Origin of the sequence: Clostridium sp. AF34-10BH (assembly GCF_003478095.1) — a bacterium.
GTDB lineage: Bacteria > Bacillota > Clostridia > Lachnospirales > Lachnospiraceae > Acetatifactor > Acetatifactor acetigignens.
The window spans coordinates 39,259-61,537 of record NZ_QUEC01000010.1; the positions used below are offsets into that span (position 1 = coordinate 39,259).

At 47.4% G+C, this 22,279-nt stretch carries 14 protein-coding genes; 4 read left to right on the forward strand and 10 right to left on the reverse strand.

Translation table 11 applies throughout. From position 1 onward, the window contains the following. Nucleotides 1-20 precede the first annotated feature (20 nt). Together DWZ61_RS08660 and DWZ61_RS08665 are read right to left on the reverse strand one after the other, a co-directional pair. Nucleotides 21-3,350: a DUF5107 domain-containing protein gene (locus tag DWZ61_RS08660; RefSeq protein WP_118538088.1), complete on the reverse strand. Its 3,330-nt coding sequence runs from the start codon at nt 3,348-3,350 to the stop codon at nt 21-23. A gap of 52 nt (nt 3,351-3,402) precedes the next feature. Then, on the reverse strand, nt 3,403-6,312 hold the full coding sequence (locus DWZ61_RS08665) for a glycoside hydrolase family 2 TIM barrel-domain containing protein (protein ID WP_118538089.1): 2,910 nt from the start codon (nt 6,310-6,312) through the stop codon (nt 3,403-3,405). Between the two features lie 263 nt (nt 6,313-6,575). Between DWZ61_RS08665 and DWZ61_RS08670 the strand changes: the two genes are divergently transcribed. After that, a complete protein-coding gene (locus DWZ61_RS08670; RefSeq protein WP_118538090.1) occupies nt 6,576-7,409 on the forward strand; it encodes an AraC family transcriptional regulator in 834 nt (277 codons plus the stop codon). 19 nt (nt 7,410-7,428) lie between these two features. Continuing rightward, nucleotides 7,429-7,554, forward strand: a complete 126-nt coding sequence (locus DWZ61_RS20380; protein ID WP_265104439.1) for a hypothetical protein — start codon at nt 7,429-7,431, stop codon at nt 7,552-7,554. Between the two features lie 39 nt (nt 7,555-7,593). Here the strand turns inward: DWZ61_RS20380 and DWZ61_RS08675 are convergent, their stop codons facing one another. The 8 genes from DWZ61_RS08675 to DWZ61_RS08710 all read right to left on the reverse strand — a co-directional run bounded on the left by DWZ61_RS08675 (nt 7,594) and on the right by DWZ61_RS08710 (nt 18,650). Beyond that, nucleotides 7,594-8,361 carry a zinc ribbon domain-containing protein gene (locus DWZ61_RS08675; protein ID WP_118538091.1) on the reverse strand — a complete coding sequence of 256 codons (768 nt, stop codon included), beginning with the start codon at nt 8,359-8,361 and terminating at the stop codon, nt 7,594-7,596. A 394-nt stretch (nt 8,362-8,755) separates the two neighbouring features. After that, nucleotides 8,756-9,649: an ROK family protein gene (locus DWZ61_RS08680; RefSeq protein WP_118538092.1), complete on the reverse strand. Its 894-nt coding sequence runs from the start codon at nt 9,647-9,649 to the stop codon at nt 8,756-8,758. A gap of 28 nt (nt 9,650-9,677) precedes the next feature. Then, on the reverse strand, nt 9,678-10,844 hold the full coding sequence (locus DWZ61_RS08685; RefSeq protein WP_118538125.1) for an MFS transporter: 1,167 nt from the start codon (nt 10,842-10,844) through the stop codon (nt 9,678-9,680). Further along, nucleotides 10,831-12,189: a glycosyl hydrolase family 28 protein gene (locus DWZ61_RS08690; protein WP_118538093.1), complete on the reverse strand. Its 1,359-nt coding sequence runs from the start codon at nt 12,187-12,189 to the stop codon at nt 10,831-10,833. Before DWZ61_RS08690 ends, DWZ61_RS08685 begins: the two co-directional genes overlap by 14 nt. A gap of 22 nt (nt 12,190-12,211) precedes the next feature. Then, the gene (locus DWZ61_RS08695) at nt 12,212-15,334 is read right to left on the reverse strand and encodes an alpha-mannosidase (RefSeq protein ID WP_118538094.1); all 3,123 of its coding nucleotides are present in this window, start codon (nt 15,332-15,334) and stop codon (nt 12,212-12,214) included. A gap of 76 nt (nt 15,335-15,410) precedes the next feature. Next, nucleotides 15,411-16,292 carry a carbohydrate ABC transporter permease gene (locus DWZ61_RS08700; protein ID WP_227063484.1) on the reverse strand — a complete coding sequence of 294 codons (882 nt, stop codon included), beginning with the start codon at nt 16,290-16,292 and terminating at the stop codon, nt 15,411-15,413. Next, nucleotides 16,276-17,190 carry a sugar ABC transporter permease gene (locus DWZ61_RS08705; protein ID WP_117465050.1) on the reverse strand — a complete coding sequence of 305 codons (915 nt, stop codon included), beginning with the start codon at nt 17,188-17,190 and terminating at the stop codon, nt 16,276-16,278. Before DWZ61_RS08705 ends, DWZ61_RS08700 begins: the two co-directional genes overlap by 17 nt. A gap of 125 nt (nt 17,191-17,315) precedes the next feature. Next, nucleotides 17,316-18,650: an ABC transporter substrate-binding protein gene (locus DWZ61_RS08710; protein WP_117465049.1), complete on the reverse strand. Its 1,335-nt coding sequence runs from the start codon at nt 18,648-18,650 to the stop codon at nt 17,316-17,318. 339 nt (nt 18,651-18,989) lie between these two features. Here DWZ61_RS08710 and DWZ61_RS08715 point away from each other — a divergent pair, with 339 nt between their 5' ends. Both DWZ61_RS08715 and DWZ61_RS08720 read left to right on the forward strand, forming a co-directional pair. Further along, nucleotides 18,990-20,780 (forward strand): sensor histidine kinase, encoded by a 1,791-nt coding sequence (locus DWZ61_RS08715; RefSeq protein WP_118538095.1) that lies wholly within the window; start codon nt 18,990-18,992, stop codon nt 20,778-20,780. After that, nucleotides 20,755-22,278, forward strand: coding sequence for a response regulator (locus DWZ61_RS08720; RefSeq protein ID WP_172594762.1), 1,524 nt, complete (start codon nt 20,755-20,757; stop codon nt 22,276-22,278). The genes DWZ61_RS08715 and DWZ61_RS08720 overlap by 26 nt, the downstream gene beginning before the upstream one ends. The last annotated feature ends 1 nt before the right edge of the window (nt 22,279 follow it).

Consider the following 22,279-nt stretch of genomic DNA (forward strand, 5'->3'; position numbering starts at 1 on the left):
GTCTTTCTTTTCAAGCTTTTTTACAGATCATGTACCCGGATTTCCTGGTGAGCATTGTCCATGGCAAGTAGTTCTTCCGCACACTTTTCCGCTTCGTCTATCCGTCCCAGTCCTTTAAGTCCCAGGCTCATCATGAACAGGCAATGCTTTCTGTTCCGCTCGTTCAGGTTTTCTTCAAAAATCAGCAGATCCGGCAGAGATACCGCAAAATAATCTATTTTTACATCATCTCTGATATGTTCTCTGCCATAATCCACCAGCTTTTGGAATCTGCGAACTGCCTGTTCTTCTTCCCCAAGCATTCGGTATGCAAGTCCCTGATAGTAGATCATTTCGGGCGGCTGATCGTTATAATACATCATGCCCACCGGTTCTGACTCTCCGCAACAGGCCCTTGTCAGGCTCTCGAAAGCATCCTTTGCTTCACCCAGTTTTTCCTGCACCAGTCCCAGCAGATAGTACAGATTATTTTCCTGCCCTGACTCTAGTTTTCCTTCTCCCAGGTTATGAGGATATTCCCCGACTGCCCGCAGAAGAAGTTCCTTTGCTTCCGCATAGTCCTCTTTTTCCACAGCCGCTTTTGCCAGCTGATACAAGGCGGTCAGGTACTGGGCTGCCACTTTGCCTTCACCGCCTTCCCACTGATGGAACTTCCTTGCTTTGATCAGGCCGAGAGCCTTCTCAGGTTCTCCCAGAGTGTTTAAAAGTGTCACATACTCCAGATACAGATCATCCCTGCTTTCCACCAGGTCAAAATATTTTTCCATGTCACTCCAGCGTTCTTTCACGGGAACATTCAGACGCTTCTTCAGCTGATCCAGTTCCAGATACACTCTGGCATCCGTCTCATCCAGTGCAAAAGCTTTCTCCATTTCCTCGTACGCTCTCTGCGGCTGCTTTTTCACATTGTAATATGCCAGTGCCAGATTCCTGTGTACCGTCGGGAAATCCGGGTACCTGCGAGCCGCTTCTTCATAATCCGCTATGGCTTCGCCGTACGCTCTCCTGTCATAGAGCAGGCAGCCCAGATAATAGTAAACCATATCCAGATAATAATCTTCTGCCAGACTCTTTAATACGATATAATCTTCCGTTCTGTGGGGAAAGCAGCCGTCCGCTACCGCATTTTCTCCCAGTGTCACATACACTGTCATGTAATGATTTGTCTGTTCTGTATTTTCTTTCCCATGCAGGTTCTGGTATCCGTAAGCAATATAATAATATACCAGCGGATAAATATCCTCTTGCCGTGATACGTTCTGTTGTTCCACCCATTTTTCGGCAAGGGTGATTCCCTGTGCGTAATCTCCCGCCTCATAGAGATCGATCATCAGCTCCAGCAGGGTGTTATGGTTGATCTTCTCCGGCTGTCTGTCATAGAGCGGATCGATCTTAAGGCTCTCCTTATGTAATTCTTCCGCTTCCTGCACTCTTCCCAGTTTTTTTAAAATATTTTCCTTCAATGCCCGGGCTTTCATGCACTGGTACTGTCTGAGAATAGATTCGTTTACATGTTCCAGAGCCTCTGCAAATCTTCCCGCTTTTGCATCCAGACAGGCCAGTTCATAGAATCCGGGTGCCTGGAAGTTGCCACCCCAGATGGCCTTGTAAAAGGCATCATAGGCTTCTTTTTCTTTTCCCTGATATTTCAAAGAAAGTCCCAGATTATAGTACGGCTCATAATCATAAGGGTTCGGATTGGAACGGACAGACTTCTCCACCGCCTTCCGGAAATATTTTTCCGCCCCGGCAAAATCACACTTTTTAAGCAGACATCTTCCATAGGCATTGTTCAGGCGGATATCGGTAGGATCCCTGCGCAGTCCCTCCACATAATAATCCTCCGGATGGTAAGTGGCATGCCGGTATTGCTCCACATGCAGACCATAAAGGAACAGATCCTCCGTGGTTTCACACTCTTCGGGAAGCGGTGCTGCCTTCGCCGGTTCCGGCACTTCCGCTTCGATCTTTTCCGGGATTCGGTAAGAGACCAGTTCTCTGCCATCTGAAGCAAGGACGCTTACCCGCAGACCGCAGATTGCCTCTGTGTCGTTTTGCTTCTCTGTTTTTTGTGATATAAATTGCTGCAATGTCTCCCGATCGACCTTCACCTTGCAGGTCTGCTCAGGTGACAGATCTGAGACTTCCTCATACAGTACCTTTCCCTGTCCGCCGTTTTCTCCAGGCAGTGTCAGTTGAATTTTTGCCTCTTTTTGCACGGATGTGGTATAGGCCGATACCGTAAGCTGTCCCTTAGTCTCATCATATTCCACATTCACTGCGGCATCTATGGTGGCATTTTTCACATAGCCGATATTTTTATAGGGCATAAAATACTGTTTGAAATTCTTGGTCTCCTGGGGCTGGATCCATGTGAAATCCGGCTGATTATCCGTAAAACAGCCTGTCATCAGTTCGATATACGGACCGTCCTCGTCGGTCAGTGCAAGGTCCCATGCTTTGCCGAATTCTCCGCATCCCCAGGTCCACTGCTTTTTCCCGGGAGCAATATGATGATCTGCCACATGCAGAAGTCCTGCCTGTTTTCCGTAATCGTACTCCCCTATAAAATTATAATCCGAACGGTATGCCATATAGGAGGTGGGAACCGGAATATTTTTATACTGTGCGATATTCACATGATCGTATTTGTGCTTATAGTAGGTTCCCTCCGCATAGGGGAAGCTGATAACATCCCGCTTGCCGTGGTCATAGACCGCCGTCACATCCTCTGGAAAGACGGAGATGGTGTCATCATTTACCGCCACGGCAGGGTTCGCCCACCATAGAAAAGTCTGGGGCATTTTCGTACGGTTGTAGAGTTGTGCAGATAATTCGATATATGCCTTATCAGGATACAAAGTTATGCCTAGCACGCCCTCTGTCCGGAACATATTCTCGATCTCTCCCATCCATACTGTAGCGCTCCCGTCCTCATTTTCCGCATAGGTATATTCCACCTGATCAAAGGTACTGGGTCTGTGATGCTGCGGCCAGTTGAACTCAATACCGCCGGAGATCCATGGTCCCGCCAGTCCCACTAACGCCGGTTTGATGACATGATTGTAATATATAAAATCGTAGCCATTTGTCTTGTCATAAGCTCTCTGGATCCTGCCTCCCAGCTCCGGCAGCATCATTACTTTCAGATAATCGTTCTCCAAAAAAAGCGCTGTATACTCCTTATCCACTTTCTCATCGCTGATCTTCTCAATCACCGTGTGGGGATAGATCCTTCCCGAGCTTCCCTGATAGACACGTTTCTCCAAAAACATCGGATTCTTATCCGGCTTTCCTGCTTCGTATGTGGGAATGATCACTTTTTCTTCCCAGACCTGAACCTTATTCATGGTTTCCTCCTTTTATCTCCGTGCAGCTTTCTTTCCGCCGCCCGATATTATTTTAACCTCGCACCAGCATGCTTAACTCTTCTTCCGTTATTTCCTCCGCCGGCTCAAAATTCTCTCCCGACAGATACGTATAAATTGACGCCTGCAGTGCCCTCACCTCCGGATACTGCTGACTCTTATGCAATTCCATGGTGGATAGCAATACTTTTCCCTTCAGGCATCGAAACTCTATCATCTGTGCCATGGGACGTAAGAATGCATAGCTGTCCATCTCCGTAATGATCGTCTTCATGGGATGCGGTAGAATCACCGCCCGCTTCGTTGCCATAATCCACCATTGCCAGTCCGTATGAAAATCCGTCGGAAATTCCTTAAAAATTGGATGCTCCGTATCGATCAGCTGCCCCATACCGCCTTCCTGATCTGCAAAAGTTCCCACCGACCAGAAATCCGTCGTAAACTGTGTTTTAATGGAATTGGGCAGACTCTCTTTGTCTGCATCCGGAGACAGATAGACTCTTCCACCATTTTGAAGGATTTCTCTCGTCTTCATATCAAAGGCTCTGGTCTCATATACATTTTCCGGGCATACCGGAGTGGTCTTTCGATACACCCATATCGGATAAGCACTGATACTGTCACCGATGCGCACCTTAAGCGTGAGTGCGGTATTCTTCTCCACAAAGTCGAGCGGAATATCCAGACTTCCTACCTCTGTATAACTTCCCGGGCGGCAGATTGTTATCTCTGTATCTTCTCCGGTTGCGATAACTGTATTTTTGCTTTTTATCTCCGCCGGCTCACAGTTTCCATTCTCAGACACACTCTTTTTTCCCGCAAGGGTCCAGCAAAATACTCCTTCGATATTTTCCTTGCCGAAATTCGCTGCTTCCACTTCTGCGATCAGCCGTTCTCCTGCCTCATAGGTATAATGTGGCAGCTTTACCAAAATCCTACACTCTTGAAAAAATTCCCGGAACCTTTCCGGTCTGGCAAAATCATAGGGCTTCGGTTCTAAATGGGAATTCATCATGCCTACCAGTGCCGTCCCCTGCCCCGGGAAATCCTGCAGTCCGAGGAGCGAAATCCCTGAAAGCTCTCTCGTCCGCATAGCTGCTTCAATCTCTTCCCGGTATGCCAGCCTCGACAGTTCTCCGGTGGCTTCCACGTATTTTTCCCATGTGGGCAAAAGTCCCCGTTCCTCTACACGTTTTTTGATCAGTTTCAGATTCACCGGATCCGATATTCCATGAAAGCTTTCCAGCTCCTCAAAATCCGGCAGCACTTCGAACTGCCCCACTTCAAAACTGAATACCGGCTTCTGATACTCTTTTCGTATCTCTGCCATCGCCTCATCATAGGTTCGATCTGCGGAGGGATAGTTTTCATTGAGATACCCCCGCATGCCGGAGAATGTTCCGCGGATCACCACATCCTTGCAACTCTGCGATGTATAGAAATCGCTCTCTGGGTCACATCCTTCTTCACCATAAAAGGCATTGGATCCGTTCGCATACAGTCTGGTCGGATCCATCCTTTTCGCCGTTCTGACCAGTTCCCGCATCCGTTCTCTGCCTTCATCTTGTGCCTGCAATTCATTGCCCAGTGTCAGCATTACAAAAGAGGGATGATTGGCATAGGTTTTCAATAGGTCCACAAGTTCTGCCCGGTAATACCGATAGCTTTCCTCCGTTCCAAAGGCATCCTTCGGATCCCAGTGAGACAGCTCCGGCTGCAGAAGCATTCCCAGTTCATCCGCTGCCGCAAACGCAGCTTCCGGCTCACAGTGGGAATGGAATCTTACAAAGTTGATTCCATAACTGCGATATTTTAATAACATCTCTTTCCATTCCGGAATTGTCATGGGTGGATGCCCGGTCTCCGGGTATTCTGCGCAATTTGCCTCACCCCGCAGAAAAATTGCCCTACCGTTCAGTGCCAGTCTGCCGCTGCCGTTATCACCAAAAGAGCGGATGCCGAAACGGGTCCTGCACTCAGCAGTGCTACCGCCTTTATCTTCTGCTGACATACCGTTGTCCAGGGTTACAGCCATCTCATAGAGATTGCCCTCATCTTCGTCCCACAGTTTCACATTCTCCCGCAGAGGCAGATCACGGAACCAGATTTCCATTGTTTTCGGATTCTCCTCTTTATCTGTTCCGGCTTCCGCTAATCCCTCCCCGGAATAGCTGATAATTTCCGTCAATGTCTGTGTGTCTTCTAACTCTCCTGCCGCCAGAGCCTCTGACTGTAATATGATTTTCGCATCTTTATATACTTTCTTTGCGCCAGGTGCCAGTTCCACACATACATCCAGCACATATCCGCCTGCTTTATTTTTCTCTTCCTTTTTCACCGCTCTCGGATATACCCGGAGGCTGTCTATAAAATTCTGCGGTCTGGTATACATGCTGCATTCGCCAAGTATCCCGTTCCAGTTTGTCTGTGTCTCATCCGTCGCTGCGGAAGAATAATAGATGGCAGCTTTGGGCATTCCCGGATAGCTGTTATCCGAAAGAAACGTAAATTCATGTTCTCCCGGTGCCGCCCCGGTGAGTTCAAAAATATAAGGTGTACTTAGTGTCCCCTGCCGGAACACCGCACACGCTTCTCCATCCACTAGCAGCCGGAGTGCCCGTGCCCGCTCCGCCAGTACGAACAGCCTGTCGGTTCCGTAATCCGGTACCGTTATCTTACGACTGATCCTGGCTTCTCCCTCATAGGTATGCCGCCTGGTAAATCTCGTAGCGATCGGTGCATCTTTGTCTATCTCTCCCGCCGCATTCCCCAGTACCGCATCCGGATGCCACTGATTCGCCCCCACATCTCTATGTCCGATCCCGTTCTCATCCAACGTCCCCGGCAGATCCATCTGTCCCGTGGTTCCGTCCTCCAGTACTACATGCCATTTTCCATTCAACAATATTCTCATATAAGCTCCATCCCACAGACCCTTTTCCATACAGAAAATCCCCTAGCGGATCCATAGTAAATTTTCTGATGTTTTCTCCTTGATCACGGAATCATTATATAGCTTAACTTTAGTGTTTTAAATTCACTATCATGAACTATTTTTTATATTCATTGCATTATTCTGAACCTTTTTGATATAATATGATGCCAGGGGCGAAAGGTCTAAGCCAATAAGCACGGAACAATCCGTAGGCATCAAAGTTAAGGGCTTTTGACCCCGACATCATAATACCTGAGAGGAGTGAATCAGAAATGACAGATAGAAGAACTTTTTTATGCGAAGATTTTGAAATTTCCTATGAAGATACAAAAAAAGGATGGTCCATGCCCTATTCGCATCACCACACCAACTATGAAATCTATATTCTGCTCTCCGGGGAGCGTCTGGTTACCATCGGCGATATCACCTACCGGGTAAAAGCCGGCATGGCAAGCCTGTTTGAGAGCAATATCTCTCACCGAAGCGTCGGTGACACGGATTATACCGGGATCTGCATCCATTTTTCAAAAGTCTATCTTGAAAAATACTTTTTACCTGCCGTAGTATCTTCCTACCTGACCTGTTTCAAGGCACCGATTATTTTCATTCCCGAGGATTACAGACAAAAGCTCGTCGACTGGAACGCAGCTTCCTGCTGCAAATCTCCCACTGCCTACCTGTTGCTTGCACAGATTCTTACAGATCTGGCAGCTTTTCGCTATCAGTATCCTCTTGAAAATGAAATTTCTGTCAGTGAGAATAAAGCTTCCGGTTTTCAGCGGATCATTAATTATATTAACGCAAACTATACAACGCTTCAGACCGTCCGGGATATCGCCGAATCCTGCGGTGTGTCCGAAAGCTATGTCCACCGGGCTGTCCGGCGGACAGAATCCCTCACCGTAAAAGAATATATTAATAAGCTTCGCCTCCGTCATGCCATACACCAGGTGGAACAGGGCGGCAATTCTCTCTCTGTCATCAGCAAGTCCTGTGGTTTCCAAAGCGTTTCTTATTTTTACCGGGTTTTTAAAAAACACTACGGCATGACCCCTACACAATATTTTTCCAAAAAAGAACCCCATTACTTTCTGCAGATCACTTAGTATCCTGATGGATGCCTTAATGGCAAGCCTTCAGGAAATCCTAAAGCTCAGCAATGAGCAGTTGGCTGTATTTACTGCTGATTTTGAATCAAGACTACCGAGATATCTGCGGAATGCACTTCATCCGGAAGCAGTAGCGGCTTAAACCACTATTTTGTTAGCTGAAATTTTCTTTTTGTTAACATTATCTCTTTTTATAAATCAGAAGCTCCGGATTTTCACCATTCTTCTCATATGTACATACCAGAATAAAATCCATACCTGCCAGAATGCCAAAGCATCTGTCTCCTCCGAATTCAGACTCCAGTTGGTTCCCCAGATAGGTTTTCTGATCATCAAGGAATTTCATTTTCTGTCCATTTGGCAGACTATATTCCAGATTCACATGTTTCCCCACAAGTGCATTTAGTTTATCTACCCTGGGAAGTCCGTCTATATGCAGATCATTTATTTCATTTATCAACTGCATTTTAAACTCTTCAAACTGCCCATTGTCACTAAGTTCATCATACCTTTTCCAGTAATCTAACTTTGGAAGCATTTCTTTCAGATAAGAACGTACCTGTTCTTCGGTAAAGTTTTCATTTACTATATTCTTTACACACACATCAATCAATTCATCCATATCATTATATGTGTACGTTCCATCTGCATAGCACCATTTACAATACTCCTCATTTAATGTGCCATCCTTATCACGTCCCAATATGGAATCATCATCAATTGGCATTCCGCAGCACTGACAGATCAGCTTTCTGGGTTCTCCCAAAAGCGTATTGATGGAGACATCAAATTCTTTTGATAAGAGCTTAAGTGTATCAGTATTGGGAACGGTATCACCGTTTTCCCAACGCGATACCGCCTGCCTTGTAACCATGATTTTATCTGCCAGCTCGTCCTGTGACATTCCTCTTTCTGTGCGAAGTTTCAAAATTATATTTTTTGTTTCCATAGTCATTACCTCCATAACCATATCATATAGATAAATTCATGTTATGAAAAGCAACCTGCTGTTGCCATACTCTATGCCTGTCATCCACCAAAATATTTTCGGCACTTTTCGCTTTTAGTGCCAAAAGTGTATTGACAAAATTATGATTATTTATTACATAATTTCAAATCTTTGTTACACGTTTTCATCTCCGCAATCTTGGAACTGCCCAGCAACGTTCCACACACCACTTACAGTACCCCGGCGTCTCGGCGGTGCCAACCCCGACACGGCGAAACCGGATTCTCCCGAGATCCTTGCCTTACAGGACCGCAAAAAAGAGGGCGAGATCGCCGAAAACTCTCTGGTGATCTCACCCTCTCTGGATTATCAACCGCTACTTCATCAAGCCTCCTCACAGATTCTTCCCACATTCCATCAGGTATGCATCCATTCCCAGACACATTGCACCGATGATTCCGGGGTTCTCGCCCAGTGCAGGAGCCACCACATACTGTGACATATCCTTCGGCAGGCTGGTCTCCGGCAGATAGCCATTCAGAAACTCCACCGCATTCTGTCTCACCATGTCGAAAACCTTCTCCTGGTGCATCACGCCGCCCCAGAGAATGATCTTCTCCGGCGAGTAAGTCAGCATGTAATCTGCCACAGCCTGTCCGATGTAGTAACTTTCCAGTTCCCAGACATCCTCTCTTCCGGCCAGTTCAGCTCCCTTTCTGCCATACCTGCCCTGAATCGCAGGACCGGAAGCCAGTCCTTCCAGACAGGCACCGTGATAAGTACAGCAGCCTTCATAGGTATCCTCCGGGTGCCTGCGCAGGAAGATATGTCCGCCCTCGGGATGCATCAGGCCATGCAGCAGTCTGCCGTTAATATATGCCCCTACACCTACTCCCGTACCAATGGTGATATAGAGCGCATTCTCACACTCCTTGGCTGCGCCGAAGCGTACCTCGCCAAGCACTGCTCCATTGACATCTGTATCAAAACCTACAGGGACTTTCAGTGCTTCCCGGAACGCTCCCGCAAAATCATAAAATCTCCATGCCAACTTCGGAGTGCTGGTAATATAGCCGTAGGTTGCCGATTTTTTATTCAGATCCACCGGGCCGAAACAGCCGATCCCCAGTGCCTCGATTCCTTTATCCTGAAAATATGCTATCATTTTCGGCACCGTACTCTCCGGTGTCTCCGTAGGGAATACTGCCCTATCGAAAATATTTCCCTGCTCATCTCCTATGGCACATACCATCTTTGTGCCGCCGGCTTCAATTCCGCCTAATTTCATTCTAACATCCTCCCATTACAACTTTTTACTATGCCTGTTCCCTGTTCAGGATCCGCTTATGGAACACCAGCACAAACAACAGAGTAAAGAGTATCATTGCTGCCGGCATGATCAGAAAGCTCCTGCCATATCCTGTTTTTTCAGCAATGTCTCCGTAAATATAGTTAAATCCAATATCAAACAGGGATGCCACACTGATGATCAATCCGGACATCGTAGACACCTGCGACGGATCATAAAGTCTCCCGATGGCCATAACCAGTGTCGGATAAATGATCGAGCAGAACAGTCCGGCCAGACTCAGCATCCAGAGTGCCCCACTGAAGATCCCTGCCGCATAAAGCACTGCAGAAATCACAGAAAACAAGGCAATGCTCGGGAATACCTTCAGCCGGTCAACCAACGGAGAAAAGACCAGTCTTCCCACCGTCATTCCGCCAAAAAACAACGCCATATAATTGGCAGCCTTTCCCTGCTCCAGTCCCAGCGCATTGGTTCCGTAGATCACAAACCAGTTCAGCATTCCATGTTCTGCAATAAAGTATACACCAAAGATCACCACCATGACAATCCAAAGGTAGTTTCCCTTCATTTTCCTTCCCTGCTGATCCTTTTCTGCCTTCTTCACTTCTCCGCTGTCCGGGATCTGCAGTTTTAAAATGATCAGAAACGCCAGAACGCCGATGGCAAAAAGCACCCCTGTCACAGCTTTCCATCCGCCAAAATCGTTAGCCAGATTTCCGATCAGACTCTGTCCTCCGCTGGTACCGATTCCCTGCGTAAAGAACAATACATTGACGATCATGGCCGGTGATGTGGCAAAAATGAACGGTGTGATCAGTGTAATGGACGTATTCAACAGCGTAGAAGCTCCCATTGCCAGGAACATTCCCACCAGCAATGCATAATAGTTATCTGTAAGCAGGAATACCAGCATTGCACACATCCATACTGCGAGAAATCCCAAAAAAGCCTTTTTGCGGTCGATCTTATCCATGATTCTGCCTCCGGCCAGCAGGAAGCACAGATTTCCCGCATAGCTTACGGCTATGATCGTGGACAGCCCCTTTGCCGTCAATGCAAAATGCGTCTGAAAAATGCCGGAGAAAATACCTCTCAGGCTGTCACTGATTCCCAGGCCGACCATCAGGATTGCAAATCCGATGAGAGCGATCCTTCTATTACTCTTCTCCATTCTGGCTCCCATCTTCCGGCTCTTCTACATCGATCCGTACATTTTCTACATTTCCCAGTGTCACGTCCTCCTCGTAAAAAGGCAGGATTCCTTCTTTCTTCGTGATCTGAATATCATGGAAGGAGACATTCTTCACATAATCCGCATAGATTCCGGAAATCTTTGTGTGGATCTCTCCCTCTCCCTGGCAGGGTCTCTTATCGTAGCCGTTGATCTCCCACTTGGATTTCTTATCCAGTGTCAGCCGAATGCCCTCAAAGGTCACATCTTCAATATAATTGTCTTCACTGCCCAGCAGGAAAATGCCGTTTTCTCCCTCGCAGGTAATATTCTGGAAGCGGATATTGCGGATCTTACCGGCCTTAACTCCGGGTTTGCGATCCAGCGCAGTCAGGCAGACAGCCTCCGCTCTTCCCCACCATTCATAAGAGAACCTTCTGGTCTCCATAATGATGTTGGAAAAGATTACATTTTCCACGTTGCCATTATCTCTGATCTGAATGGAAATTCCACGGTTACTTCTGGAAATACAGCAATTTTCCACCAGAATATTCCGGAAGTCAGACTCTCCCTCCGTGCCGAATTTGATGGCAGCACTGGTGGATACCAGGGTACAATTGGTGACCACGATATTTTCACAGGGACCGTATTTCTTATAATCCCCGGAATTTTTCAATACGATGGCGTCATCTCCACATTCAATGTGACAGTTACTGATCCGGACATTCTGACAGTGATCCGGATCGATGCCATCGGAATTCGCCATCTTCAGATTATTCAGCAGGCGGATACCGTCGATCAGCACATCCTTACAGCCTACCAGATGCACTGTCCAGAAGGCACAGTTCGTCAGGCGGACTTCCTTGATGGTCAGATGCTTTACATCCTCCAATAGCAGGAGCGGAACTCTGGGATAATAGGAACCCTCGATATGATAACCCGAGTCATCTCCGTAAAAGACAGATTCATTGCCATCAATGGTACCCTGTCCGGAGATCGTCACATTTTCCTGTCCCAGCGCATAGATAAAGGCATGGAACGGGCGTCCTGCATATTCACTGTTCAGGAAAGAAGGCAGGCCGGATTCATGGGCTGTGATTTTACCATTGTTGCTCAGCGGGTAATAATCTTCTATATTGCTGCTGGCTTTCCAGACAGCGCCCGGCTCCAGATGTACCTCCACATTGGATTTCAACAGCACATATCCGGAAGAATATGTCCTGCCGCCGGGGAAGAGGACTACGCCTCCTCCCTGTTCTGCACACGTATCGATTGCTTTCTGAATGACAGGGGCATCATTGGTCTGTCCATCGCCCACTGCACCGTATTCTAATATATTGATCATAATTTTCTCCTTCGTAACCCTCTCACTTTTTTTCATTCACAATACGCAGGGTCTTGATTTCATAAGGCTTCATAGTAAAGCTCCATCCGTCCTGTGCACGGGTCATATCCGCATTCTCCACCCCGGAAAAATTCTCCATGCAGTCACAGACTGTTACCTGTGCATCCGGAGCAAGTGGGAAGTTCACATGCACTTTGGTACGCATTCCCCAAGTCTCATAGATACGTACGATGATGCCATTGCCGTCCTCTGCTGCTTTCACAGTATCTGCCATCACATTTTCCTCTGCTATCTGCAGCATTGAGAAGCTGTCTTCATAGATACCCTGTACCTTCTCCCATGCCATCGGGCAGTTCAGATCGTAAGCTTCTCTTACCACACTGCCCTTGCGGAAATCTCCCTGATGAGGGAACAATGCGTAGGTAAATTCATGCTGTCCCTGATCTGCATCGGGATTGGGGAAAATACCTGACTTGATCAATGTCAGTCCCATCACACCCTCATGGACATCATAACCGTATTTGCAGTCATTCATCAGTGCCACACCATAACCGGGCTCGGAAAGATCTGCCCATTTGTGTGCGCATACCTCGAATCTTGCACGATCCCAGGATGTGTTCTTGTGTGTCGGCCGCTTTACATTGCCGAACTGGATCTCATAATCCGCTTCATGTGCCAGAATATCCACAGGGAAGGATACTCTGAGCAGCTGTTGATGTTCCTGCCAGTCCACTCTGGTCTGAAAATCGATCCTTGCGGTGTGCCGGTAGAAACGAATGGTCTGTTCGATCATGGAATCCTGGAACCGTCTGCGCACATGTAATGCCGCCGTCTCCGGTCCGTTCTCCAATACTTTGAATTCTTCCACATCAATGACATCCCAGGATTTCTCCAGATATCCCTCGTCAATATTCCAGGCATCGAATTCTGCCGGCCGATCCTCATATACGGTGAGACGGTTACCCATCCTGCCCTTTTGGATCAGTTCCCGGTCCTCCCTGATATCCACCAGGCTTGTGATCTCAGCATTGGCATCAAATCTTACGGTAAAATAGGGCGTTTTGAAGCTTACCGGTCGTCCGTTTTCCTCCATTACAAGCTCAGTGAAACAGTTGTCCTCTCCGGAGTTCACCGCTCTGCACACAGTAACACCGCTGGGTCCTGCTGTTATTTTCTGCCAACTGCCCTCTGCATTACGGATCAGTGCCGTACGTGCAAAGCTCAAAGGATTCCATACTGCGCAGACCTCCTCATTCTTCTCCGCACGATACCGGAACAGCTTTTCCCGGATGCTCTTCTTCGCTGTTTTCATCATTTCTTCATCCGCAGCAAAAATCTCTTCATACTGTGCGGCGGAATCCTCATACACTTCCTTAATAGAGGAACCGGGCAGAATATCGTGGAACTGGTTCAGCAAAAGCAGTTTCCAGCTGTGTTCCAGTTGTTCCTGTGGATAGAGATACTTTTGATCCAGAAGTGATGCCATTGCTGCATACAGCTCGGTTTCGCCGTTTTTGAACTCAGCCTTACGATTATATTTTTTATTCTGTGCCATGGAAGTATAAGTACCACGGTGGAATTCCAGATATAGTTCACCATCCCATACCGCCAGACGCTTTTTGTCCATTTTGTCTTCCAGAATATGAAAGAATTCCTTCACCCTTGTCTGTCTTGCTGCAGGACATTCCACGATGCTGTGCTCCAGCCTTCTGCTCTGCTCCAGCATCTCTTCTGTGGGGCCTCCACCGCCATCGCCATAGCCGTAACAGGTCAGCACCTCAGTGCTCACATCCTTATCCTGATACCGCTGCCAGGTACCCATGAGCTGGGAGGCATTCTGCAGACCATTATAAGTGGTGGAATGGTTTCCCACCATCTTCAGGTCACCCGGCTTCTGATAGTTTCTGGTAGAAATCAGATGTGTCAACACTTCCGTTCCGTCAATGCCCTTCCAGAGAAAGGTGTCGTGAGGAAACCGGTTGAACTCATTCCATCCGATTTTCGTGGTCATAAAATAAGGAATCCCGGATTTCTGCAGGATCTGCGGCAGCGCCGCACTGTAACCAAAGACATCCGGCAGCCACAATACTTCATTTTTTTCCGCACCGAGCTCTTGTTCAAAAAATCTGCGGCCATAGATGATATGCCGGATCAGGGATTCTCCGGAGGAAATGTTGCAGTCCGGCTCCAGCCACATGGCCCCTTCCGCTTCCCACCTGCCCTCTTTGATCCGTTCCCTGATTCTGGCAAATACCCCGGGAGCATCTTCCTTCACGAACTCATAGAGCTGTGGCTGACTGGACATAAAACGGTATTCCGGATATCTGTCCATCAGGTTCAGTACCGTCTCAAAGCTGCGCACTGCCTTTTGTCTGGTCTGACGCAGGGGCCATTTCCATGCCACATCAATATGGGTATGGCCGATACTGTGCACCGTCACCGGATTCGGTCTTCTGTCGGCATAATAAGTACCTTCCAGCTCCTGCGCCGCCATTTTCATGCTCTCAAAGCATTCTGCGGATCCGGGTCTGCGCAGATCCAACAGATTTATGCATCTTTCCAGTGCTTTAAAGCCCTCGATCCTGGATAGATTGTCCTCCGGCAGAAGATCCGCAGCTTCATAGACAGCCTGCATGTCATAATAGAGTCCCGCCGCCTCTTCCCGGTAGACTGCCAGCTCCAGGCGGAAGAAATTCGTACCGGTAAACGTGCCTGCATACGCACTGGAATACGCATAAAAAGCCAGTTCGTAAGTCTCTCCTGCTTTGGCATGCTCCGACAGAATGATAAACTGATGGTTCATATCCAGCGTAGCTGCAAATCTGCCGTTCACATAAGCCATGATCTGGGGATTGTCCGTATTCCAGATATCTGTGGCTCCGGTATTCAGCACGGCACGGACTGTATGCCCCTCCATCTGCTCCGGGACCGCCACATCTGCCAGGAAGAAATAATGCTGATCCAGCTCACCCCAGGTCTCATTGCGGCCGAAATCCCGGAAATCCTTTCCTTCTCTGTGGAATTCCTCCTCAAAATGGTAATCCGCTTTGGCGATCTTCACGGAAGTTACCGGTTGTCTGTCACTATATATCATCTGCTCTACGGCTTCGAGAACAGCTTTGATCCGATTTCTAACAGTGTCCATAACACACTCTCCTCTGATTTTTATCTGAAAACAAGAAAAGCGGGGAGAACCGGAACAGTCTCCCCGCCGGACAGCTTTAGCCCTTGATACCGGTGGATGCAATTCCTTCTACCAGATATTTCTGCATAGTCAGGAAAATAACAAATATAGGAATCAGGGACAAGGTTGCCATTGCAAACATAGCACCCCAGTCAGAACCTGCGGTAGGATCCGAGAACATCTTCAGAGCGTAACTCACCGGATATTTCAGCGGATCGCTTAAGTATAACAGTGCTGCCAGGAAATCATCCCATCTCCACATAAAGGAGAAGATTGCACTGGTTACCAGTGACGGTTTGATCAGAGGAAGGATGATACGGAAGAAGATCGTATAGGTAGAACATCCGTCCATTCTGGCCGCCTCATCCAGATCCATGGGAATCCCCTTGATGAACTGGATATTCAGGAAAATGAAGAATCCCTGACCGAACCACTGGGGAACAATGATAGGAAGGTAAGAACCGACCCAGCCTAATTTATTAAAAATTATGTACTGCGGGATCATTACTACCTGGAACGGAAGCATCATGGACAACAGCATGCAGGCGAACCAGAATCCCTTGAATTTGAAGTTAATTCTTGCGAAGCCATATCCGATCACAGCAGAGGAAGCCACTGCTCCGATGGTGGATAAACCTGCGATCACAAAAGAGTTTTTGAAGAAGGTTCCGAAATTGTATCCGGCAAATCCCTGCCAGCCTACCTTGTAGTTCTCCAGAGAGAAGTGTCTTGGGATCAATTCCGATGCCGTTCTTATAATCTCATTGGTATCCTTAAAAGAACTAAGTACCATCCATACTAACGGATATATCATCACGCAGGCAAAACAGAAGGTGAAGATATGATAAATCACTCCGATAGCAAATCTTTTTTCTTTATATCCTTTTTTCATACGCTCACCATCAACCTTCTGATTCATAATATACCCACTTGTTCTGGGTCTTGAACAAGATCAGTGTCAAAATTCCTACTACCAGAATCATAAACCATGCAAGTGCACATCCATAGCCAAGTTTGTTATAGGTAAATGCGTTCTGGTACATATATACAGTATAGAAAAGGGTGGTATCCCTTGGTTTTCCCTGTGTAATAATATAGCTCTGTGTAAATGCCATAAAGCCGTTGATCAACTGGTTGATCAGATTGAAGAAAATCGTGGGGGTCAGCATGGGGAGTGTGATCTTGAAGAACTTATGGACACCGCCAGCTCCATCCATGGTGGCTGCCTCATATAAGCTTACGGGAATCTGCTTTAATCCTGACAGGAAGATCAGCATGGAGGATCCGAACTGCCATACTGCCAAAATGATCAGGGTCCAGATTGCAGTATCGGAACGTCCCAGCCATGCGATATCCAGTCCGAACAGACCGTTGATCACACCGTCACTGGCGAACATTCTTTTCCACAGAATGGCAACCGCCACACTGGAACCGATAATGGAAGGAAGGTAATACACTGCTCTGTAAAAGCCGGACAGCTTGGTGCTCTTCACCAGAAGCATTGCTACGATCAATGCCATGATCAGACGAAGAGGTACGGAAAATACCACGTAATACATGGTGACACCGAATACCTTCCAGAATTTCGGATCATCCGTGAACATGGTAATGTAGTTTTCCAGCCCAATGAATGTCGGGGACTGTAAAATATTGTATCTTGTAAATGAAAATGCAAAAGATAAAAGCATGGGAACCATCATGAATGCCAGAAATCCGATAATGAACGGTCCGACAAACACATATCCGGATACGTTAGGACTATCCAGCCACTGGCCCAATGTTCTTTTTCTCTTTGGGGAAGTCTTTTCTTTGCTCATTTTTCCTCTCCTTCTGCCGTTTCTATAACAAGCGCCCGGCTCCCGCCCGATGCCGGATGGGATCCAGGCGCCCTTTGATTACAATTTGTTATAACGGTCTTACTTCAGAAGTCTTACTTCTCGTCTTACTTTGCCGCCTCGCTCAGAATCTTCTGAGATGTGGTTACGAATTCTTCTGCTGCTCCCGCTGCATCTGTATCTCCATAACGCAGGTTCTCAACAATGGTCTTGGCCTGTGCTTCTACTTCACCCTTACCGGAGGGATCGGGATCATCAATAGGAGTTGCGATCTTGGATACTTCTGCGATATAGTCAAATACCTTCTGGGAATTCTCATCCACATTAGGTTTGATTGCTTCTGCTACATCACTGTTCACAGGGATACCTCTCTCTGCCAGCAGGATATTGTTGCACTCAACACTGTTGGTGAACCAGTCCAGGAATTTTGCAGCTTCCTCTTTATTCTGGGAAGTCTCAGCAATAGAAAAGAACTGGCTGGGCTTTAAGAACATCGGTTGGGTGGTTGCATCGCTGGTAGTCGGATACATGGTGATTCCCAGATCTCTACCGGCTGTATTGGCAATACTGATGTACTGGTTGGAATAAGAAAAGTCATTCCATGTGGTTCCATCAATGATGGGCTTGGTCTCTACTACATCCGGGTTCTTCTCTGCCAGAAGATCAGGAGAAATAGCGGATTCAGCCTTGTTGAACTTATCTACATTAGCGAAGTGGGTTTCGCTTGCAGTCTTGGTTCCTGCTGCCAGTTCATCGAACAAATGAGATCCCTGGGTTCTTGCGATGACCTGCATCATATTGATGCCGCCATCGTAGTAGGTCTTCACACCGGTCTTCTCGTAAATGGTCTGTCCGATATCATACAGTTCTTCGATGGTCAGCTGCTCGGGAAGCTCTACACCGGCCTGTTCTACGATTTCTTTGTCATATACCATCATAGGAGCATTACTGCCAAGGCTTAATGCATAACAGGTTCCATCAATAGATCCACTATCGATAACGCTGTCTGCAATCTTGCTGGTGTCAATGACACCGCTGTCAATGAACTGGCTCAGATCAGCAAGCTGGCCGCTCTGCTGATACTGTTGCAGATAGGAGTAATCCATCTGGATAATATCGGGAAGGTTGCCGCCTGCTGCCATTGCAGAAAGCTTATCCCAGTAGCCGGACCAGTCGGTAAACTCCACCTTGATCTCTACATTGGGGTTCTGTTCCATGTAAAGGTCAACTGCCTTCTTGGTTACATCATTTCTTGTCTGGTTGCCCCACCAGCAAAGGCTCAGGGTTACTTTGTCACCACTGGCTGCCTGTGCTGCGCTGTTATCACCTGTGGCAGCGGAGCCTGTGCCAGATGCATCAGAACTGCCTGCGCTGCTTCCACATGCAGCCAGAGACATGGTCATCAATACAGCCATAAGACCTGCAATCATTCTTTTCTTCATTTGTTATACCTCCCATACAATCTGTCGGGTATGTGTCCTGCACATCCCTCGTTGTTGTTTTGATGAATTTATTTTATGTCCATTTTGCATAATGGTAAAGTTAAATAACGGTTCTGTCGATGCAAAAAAATGGCTTTTTAACCATAATCTTACATTTTTTTCGTCACATTTTCATACTTTTTTCAGTTTTTCCATATTCCATATGGCATTTTGCATAATTTCGTGTTCAAAAAAAGGTTTCTGAGTGTTCAAAAAACGGCTTTTTGTTTTCTTCCCACGGATGAAAATTGAACTTCCCATATTTTTACTATATAATAACCATGATACGGAGGTTTTTCCATGAGCAATTTATCACAGCGTTTTAATAATCTGTCTTTATATAAGAAAATACTACTGATCCTGTCAACGACATTGCTTTTTGTGTTCTTTGCTTTTGTTGTGGGCATTCAGCTTCTTTCCCAGTATTATGCCCGTGAGCTGTATACTTCCAATGCACAGTCTCTGAATTATGTATCTTCCTTCGTCTCTGCAAGAATGGAGACCGTGGAATCCGGTTCTGCCCGGATCCTGTCCGATACCATCATTCAGACGAATCTCACCGATATCATGGATGCTCCCACCAGTATCCGTAATGCCCAGAGAAAGCAGACGATATATCAGGCTCTCTATCCTTATATTTTTGATGACGACTATATCAAATCCATCAGTCTGGTACTTCCTGACGACACACTGATCTGTATGGGAAATACTTCCGATCTGGATGCTTTTCCTCTGGAGGAACTGGCAGAAAATGCAGCAGCCTGCCAGGGGCGTGCCAGCTGGAGTGCACCGGCTTCCCCCGGGAATACCATCGTACTTTACCGGGATATCCGGCAGCTTCGCCATCTGACCCTGGATCATCTGGCTTACCTGTACATAGTGATCGACCTGGACCAGCTGATCAGTGATGCCCTGGAGAATGCCGGATATTCTCTTTCCACGCATTCCCGTTTTATCCTGTTTGCAGGAAATGCGCAGTTTTACCCACAGGAGACTTACCATCCGGAACAGTATTCCAGCCTGCTGCAGTCGCTGAATCATGGCAGCAGCCATTATTCTATTCTTTCCATAGATAAACGAAAGACCTTTGTCATCCAGGGAGATTTTCCACGTACCGGATGGAATTATCTGTATTTTCAGGATTACGATCCGCTCTTTTCTGCGATCCATACCGTTCTGATCCGGATGATCCTGTTCTCCGCCGTGGTCGTGATGATCGCTCTGTTTCTGGCACTGTTGCTTCTGCGCAGGATACTGCACCATCTGGATCTTCTGGTAGAGAAGATCCGCCGCTTCGGACAGGGACTCCCGGATCCGGAGGACACCGCTCACTACGATTACAGTCTCCGTACCGATGAGATCGGGCAGCTGCATGTCAGCTTTGACGAAATGAAATCCAATGTAAAGACTTTGCGGGATAAAAACTATGAAAAGCAGCTGTTGCTCCGGGATACCAATATCAAGATGCTGCAGCAGCAGATCAACCCGCATTTTCTCTACAATACCCTGGATACCATCAACTGGATGGCGCAAAAATACGGTGCCGATGACATCTCCACCATGGTCCGGTCCCTGGGGAATCTGTTCCGCGCTGCTGTCAACAGCAAAGAAGACCTGATCCCCTTAAAAAAGGAACTGGACGTTTTAAAGGATTATATCCGGATCCAGCAGATCCGTTTCGGAGACCGGCTGGACTTCCAGCTGCACGTACCGGATGACATTTCCCATATTTATGTCCCGACACTTTGTATCCAGCCTCTGGTAGAGAACGCATTAAAATATGCTCTGGAATTCAGTGACGATGTCTGTCATATCACCGTCACCATTTCCGAAAAAGACACCGTCTACCAGATTACCGTAGCAAATACCGGTTCCCATTTCGAGGATGATCTCATCTGGAAGCTGGAACACAGGCAGGTCACTCCCCAGGGTTCCGGTGTGGGACTGGTGAATATCAACTCCCGCCTGAAGCTGCTCTTCGGCGACCGGTACGGCTTATCTATATACAATGAAGACGGAATGGCCATTGTACTGCTGTCCATTCCCAAAGAAAGAGAGGATTCTTATGCTCAGATTGATGATTGTAGATGATGAACAGATCATACGTGAAGCACTTTCTTCCATGATCGATTATACCTCCCTCGGCTACAAGGTGATTGCCACCGCCAAAAACGGAATGGAAGCCTATGACCGGATCCGTGATGACTATCCCGATGTTGTGATCACGGATATCAAAATGCCTATTTTGAACGGGCTGGAACTGATCGAACGTGCCTCCCACATCGACTCCCGGATCACTTTTATCCTGTTATCCGGTTACGGTGAATTCGAATATGCCAAGCAGGCCATGAAATACGGGGTCCGCTATTATCTCTTAAAACCCACGGACAAGCAGGAGCTGATCAGCTGTCTGAATACAATCCGTGAAGAAAAAAAGCAAAAAGAGATACAGCAGAAGGCGGAGCAAGAACTTCTGCTGAAGGATATGCAGTCACCATTAGAACAGGGGCTGGTTATGGAAGCGTTGGATCAGCCTGACAATTTTCCCCAGGTATTCAAAAAGTATCAGGGGCTTCTGTCCTTTCCCGAAAAGGGACTATATGCCTGTATCTGTTCCTTTGTAGAAGAAACCTATCTGAAAAGCTTTCTAAAGGATATCGTGCGGATTCTGCTTTCCTGCGGAGCAGAAAGTGTCTTTTCTGTTATTTATGTAAAAAACAGTGCGCTTCTGGTCCTGTCCTCTCCCACCCTGGTCCATCAGGAAACGATCCGCCAGTCTTTGGAGGAGCTGCATTATCCGCAACAGTGTGTAACCTTTGAAGCCTCTTTTCTCCACGGTGACACTTCGGAAGATTTGTTTGCGCAGATCATATCCAAGATAGCCCGCTATGACCGGATCCTGCTGATCCGCCCCGAAACCGGAGAAACCAGGGAATTCCATAACAACATGGCCGCTCCCTGGCGGATTTCCAGGCTGCGTGAAGCATTTACCGCTTCCCCGGCCGAAACAGATATTCCATCTCTGCTGGATTCCGTCTTCACTCCTTCCATGACTCCGGATGTTGCGAAGAATATCGCCCTGGGACTTTTCCTGAATCCCGATAACTCCGGACAAGAGCCGCCGCTGGATATTGCCTGTGACTTTTTCCGCCGCCTGTATTCCTGTACCCAGACCTCCGAAATCCGGAAGCTGGCGGAGATCGTACTGCTGCAGGAGAAGGACGAGGCTGCCTCCTCTAAGGGCGGTGCCAACATCAGCCTCTTAAAAGCTTACGTGGAAGCCCATCTGGATTGTGAGACCCTGTCTTTAAAATGGCTGGCAGAGAACTATCTCTTTGTCAGTGTCGGCTACCTGAGCAAGCAATTTGTAAAGGAGGAAGGCATCCGCTTTTCCGATTACCTGAACAAAAAGCGGATGGAACAAGCCATCCGCCTTATGGTGTACTATCATAATGACAATATCAAAACTATTGCCAGGTCTGTGGGATTCGGCAATAATCCACAGTATTTCAGCCAGGTATTTAAAAAATATACCGGCTATACTCCCACAGAGTATATTGAGAAGGTGGGTGCCTCTGCGCCCTCCTGAT

Excerpts from the sequence above, each read along its gene's own strand:
- DWZ61_RS08710 (WP_117465049.1), bottom strand. The coding sequence starts at position 18,650 with ATGAAGAAAAGAATGATTGCAGGTCTTATGGCTGTATTGATGACCATG.
- DWZ61_RS20380 (WP_265104439.1), top strand. The coding sequence starts at position 7,429 with ATGGCAAGCCTTCAGGAAATCCTAAAGCTCAGCAATGAGCAGTTGGCT.
- DWZ61_RS08705 (WP_117465050.1), bottom strand. The coding sequence starts at position 17,190 with ATGAGCAAAGAAAAGACTTCCCCAAAGAGAAAAAGAACATTGGGCCAG.
- DWZ61_RS08670 (WP_118538090.1), top strand. The coding sequence starts at position 6,576 with ATGACAGATAGAAGAACTTTTTTATGCGAAGATTTTGAAATTTCCTAT.
- DWZ61_RS08720 (WP_172594762.1), top strand. The coding sequence starts at position 20,755 with ATGCTCAGATTGATGATTGTAGATGATGAACAGATCATACGTGAAGCA.
- DWZ61_RS08715 (WP_118538095.1), top strand. The coding sequence starts at position 18,990 with ATGAGCAATTTATCACAGCGTTTTAATAATCTGTCTTTATATAAGAAA.
- DWZ61_RS08690 (WP_118538093.1), bottom strand. The coding sequence starts at position 12,189 with ATGATCAATATATTAGAATACGGTGCAGTGGGCGATGGACAGACCAAT.
- DWZ61_RS08680 (WP_118538092.1), bottom strand. The coding sequence starts at position 9,649 with ATGAAATTAGGCGGAATTGAAGCCGGCGGCACAAAGATGGTATGTGCC.
- DWZ61_RS08695 (WP_118538094.1), bottom strand. The coding sequence starts at position 15,334 with ATGGACACTGTTAGAAATCGGATCAAAGCTGTTCTCGAAGCCGTAGAG.
- DWZ61_RS08665 (WP_118538089.1), bottom strand. The coding sequence starts at position 6,312 with ATGGAAAAGGGTCTGTGGGATGGAGCTTATATGAGAATATTGTTGAAT.
- DWZ61_RS08700 (WP_227063484.1), bottom strand. The coding sequence starts at position 16,292 with ATGAATCAGAAGGTTGATGGTGAGCGTATGAAAAAAGGATATAAAGAA.
- DWZ61_RS08685 (WP_118538125.1), bottom strand. The coding sequence starts at position 10,844 with ATGGAGAAGAGTAATAGAAGGATCGCTCTCATCGGATTTGCAATCCTG.
- DWZ61_RS08660 (WP_118538088.1), bottom strand. The coding sequence starts at position 3,350 with ATGAATAAGGTTCAGGTCTGGGAAGAAAAAGTGATCATTCCCACATAC.
- DWZ61_RS08675 (WP_118538091.1), bottom strand. The coding sequence starts at position 8,361 with ATGGAAACAAAAAATATAATTTTGAAACTTCGCACAGAAAGAGGAATG.